General features: G+C 65.6%; 2 protein-coding genes and 1 pseudogene. All 3 read left to right on the top strand.

The features are described 5' to 3' along the window. The first annotated feature begins 286 nt into the window (after positions 1 to 286). On the top strand, positions 287 to 1468 hold the full coding sequence (gene rnd / locus CCS01_RS15635; RefSeq protein ID WP_104519727.1) for a ribonuclease D: 1182 nt from the start codon (positions 287 to 289) through the stop codon (positions 1466 to 1468). 244 nt (positions 1469 to 1712) lie between these two features. Beyond that, positions 1713 to 3029 (top strand): adenosylhomocysteinase, encoded by a 1317-nt coding sequence (ahcY, locus tag CCS01_RS15630; protein WP_104519726.1) that lies wholly within the window; start codon positions 1713 to 1715, stop codon positions 3027 to 3029. A gap of 139 nt (positions 3030 to 3168) precedes the next feature. Next, positions 3169 to 3264, top strand: a pseudogene (locus CCS01_RS35255) (IS5/IS1182 family transposase); the annotation flags it as partial.

The following is a 3264-nucleotide window of genomic DNA, read 5'->3' as shown; positions in this document are numbered from 1 at the left end:
CATGGCCATCAATGTCATGCAGACGAACGGCGACAAGGACGCCTTGCGCGGCAAGTTCCAGAAGGCCGCCTGGGACAACGCCTATCTCGCTCGCCTCCTGGCACTATTCTGAAGTGCGATTGCCCTGGCGATTGACCGGTAGACATACCGGGCCGTGCCAGCCGTTGAATGCCGTGCCGTTCCGGGTACCGCCCGTGCTCCCTAAAGACGGCCATGCCGCCGTAAATCGCGATCGAAAGCATGGCTGGGCTTTGGCCTTTCGCACATACGCGTGTAGAAGCGGCGCATGGCCCGCCCTGCACGATCCGAATTTCCGCCCCCGGTGCTCATCACCACGACGACCGAGCTCGAAGCCTTCTGTCAGCGTATGCATTCAGAAGTGTTCATCACGGTCGATACCGAGTTCATGCGCGAACGCACCTACTGGCCGGAGCTGTGCCTGGTGCAGATCGCCGGGGAAAGCGAGGTCGCGGTAATCGACGCCGAGGCGGATGGAATCGACCTGGGCGCGCTCGGCTTGCTGCTCGCCGATGAGGCAGTGATGAAGGTCTTCCACGCCGCCCGGCAGGACCTGGAAATCTTCGTGCTGCGCTATGGCGCCGTGCCGCGGCCGCTGTTCGATACCCAGGTCGCCGCCATGGTTGCCGGCTTCGGCGACCAGGTGGGCTATGACGCGCTGGTCTCCAGCCTCACGGGCGGGCACATCGACAAGGCGCACCGCTTCAGCGACTGGTCCGTCCGGCCCTTGTCGGATGCTCAGATCACCTATGCGGCCGCCGACGTGACCTACCTGCGCCAGGTCTACCTGCGCCTGAAGCAGCGGCTGGAACAGGAGGGGCGGCTCGGTTGGGTAGCCGAGGAAATGGCCATCCTCAACAATCCCGAAACCTATCGTACCGACCCGGATACCGCGTGGGAGCGGCTGCGTCCGCGCTCCACCAACAAGCGGTTCCTGTACATTTTGAAGGAGATCGCCGCCTGGCGGGAGCGGGAGGCGCAGCGCGTCAACATCCCCCGGCAGCGGCTGGTCAAGGACGAGGCCTTGCTGGAAATCGCCGCCACGGCGCCGGCCAGCGCCGAGGCCCTGTCCCGGGTGCGGGGGGTGACGCGCGGCTTCGCCGAGGGCCGCTCCGGCACCTCGCTGCTGGACGTCCTGGCGGCCGCCCGGCGCGTGCCCGACGCCGATCTGGCGCCGGCCCCGCAACAGCGCGACAGCGCGCGGCCGTCGGCGGCCCTGGTGGCGCTGCTGAAGGTGCTGCTGGCCGCCAAGTGCGAGCAGCACCACGTGGCGCCACGGCTGGTCGCCAGTTCCGAGGACATCGATCGGCTGGCGATGGAGGAGGAGCCTGACATCCACGCCCTGCACGGCTGGCGGCGGGAGGTGTTCGGCGACGATGCGCTGCGGCTGAAGCAGGGCCGCATCGCGCTCGGCGTGAACGGCCGGAAGGTCAGGCTCATTCCGGTCTGAGGCGTCGGCCCTGAGGGTGAGCGTGGCTCCCATGGTCATGGCCGCGCGTGTCCCGGCCATCTGCGCTTCAAGGGTGGGGGGCGGATGGCCGGGACACGCGGCCATGACGGTGAGGCAACAGACCGGTGGAAACGCCAGCCGTCGCCGCACGGCGGCGCGTGCCGAATCGCGGAGGGCTCGGTCATCCCTTGCAAACATGCAGATATCTTTATATAGCGCTGCGACCCAATCAGGAGCTTCAAGCATGGCCGACGCGGCATTCCAGGACTTCAAGGTCAAGGACCTTTCCCTCGCCGAGTGGGGGCGGAAGGAAATCAGCATGGCCGAAACCGAAATGCCTGGCCTGATGGCGATCCGCGAGGAATTCGGCAACGCGCAGCCGCTGAAGGGCGCCCGCATCGCCGGCTGCCTGCACATGACCATCCAGACCGCGGTGCTGATCGAGACCCTGGTCGCCCTGGGCGCCACGGTGCGCTGGTCGTCCTGCAACATCTTCTCCACGCAGGACCACGCCGCCGCCGGCATCGCCGCCGCCGGCATCCCGGTGTTCGCCTGGAAGGGCCTGACCGAGGAAGAATTCTGGTGGTGCATCGACCAGACCATTCACGGCGCAGATGGCCAAGGGGGGCAATGGACTCCGAACATGATCCTGGACGACGGCGGCGACCTGACGCTGGTCATGCACAACAAGTATCCCGAGATGCTGGCCGACGTCCGCGGCATCTCGGAGGAGACCACCACCGGCGTGCACCGCCTGTGGGAGATGTCGAAGGCTGGCACGCTGCTGACCCCGGCGATCAACGTCAACGACAGCGTCACCAAGTCGAAGTTCGACAACCTGTACGGCTGCCGTGAGTCGCTGGTAGACGGCATCCGCCGCGGCACCGACGTGATGATGGCCGGCAAGATCGCAGTGGTGAACGGCTTCGGCGATGTCGGCAAGGGCTCGGCCGCGTCGCTGCGCAATGCCGGCTGCCGCGTGATGGTGACCGAGATCGACCCGATCTGCGCGCTGCAGGCGGCGATGGAAGGCTACCAGGTCACCACCATGGACGACGCCGCGCCTGTCGGCGACATCTTCGTCACCGCCACCGGCAATGTGGACGTGATCACCATCGACCACATGCGGGCGATGAAGCACCGGGCGATCGTCTGCAACATCGGCCACTTCGATTCGGAAATCCAGATCGAGGCGCTGCGTAATTATTCCTGGGACAACGTCAAGCCGCAGGTGGACGAGGTCGTGTTCCCCGACGGCAAGCGCCTGATCGTCCTGTCCGAAGGCCGCCTGGTGAACCTGGGCAACGCCACCGGTCACCCCAGCTTCGTCATGAGCGCGAGCTTCAGCAACCAGGTGCTGGCGCAGATCGAGCTGTTCAACGCGCCGGCCGGCAAGTACGAGCGCACGGTCTACACCCTGCCGAAGCACCTCGACGAGAAGGTCGCCGCCCTGCACCTCGCGAAGGTCGGCGCCAAGCTGACGAAACTGACGCCAAAGCAGGCGGACTATCTGGGTATTGCTGAACAAGGCCCGTTCAAGCATGAACTCTATCGTTACTAGGGCGTGTCGTCAATTGGAGCCAGCCGAGTGAGTCTGGGCTGCAACAGTGCGGCGGAATCGTTGATCAACAAGCGGCTTCCCGATTCCAGCAGCCCCGGTTCTTCGATGCATAGGCAGTCAGCTTTGGAGAGGCTGACCGATGCATCGACATGCCTTGCGCGACGACCAGTGGGAGCGGATCAAGGACCATTTGCCGGGCCGTCCGGGGTCCGTTGGCGTGACCGCTGCGAACAAC

The organism is Rhodopila globiformis, from assembly GCF_002937115.1.
Lineage (GTDB): Bacteria > Pseudomonadota > Alphaproteobacteria > Acetobacterales > Acetobacteraceae > Rhodopila > Rhodopila globiformis.
The sequence above is the reverse complement of the archived record's forward strand: the minus strand, read 5'-3'. Positions and strand labels throughout refer to the sequence as shown.

Coding starts and splice junctions, on each gene's coding strand:
- rnd (WP_104519727.1), top strand. CDS start 287: ATGGCCCGCCCTGCACGATCCGAATTTCCGCCCCCGGTGCTCATCACC.
- ahcY (WP_104519726.1), top strand. CDS start 1,713: ATGGCCGACGCGGCATTCCAGGACTTCAAGGTCAAGGACCTTTCCCTC.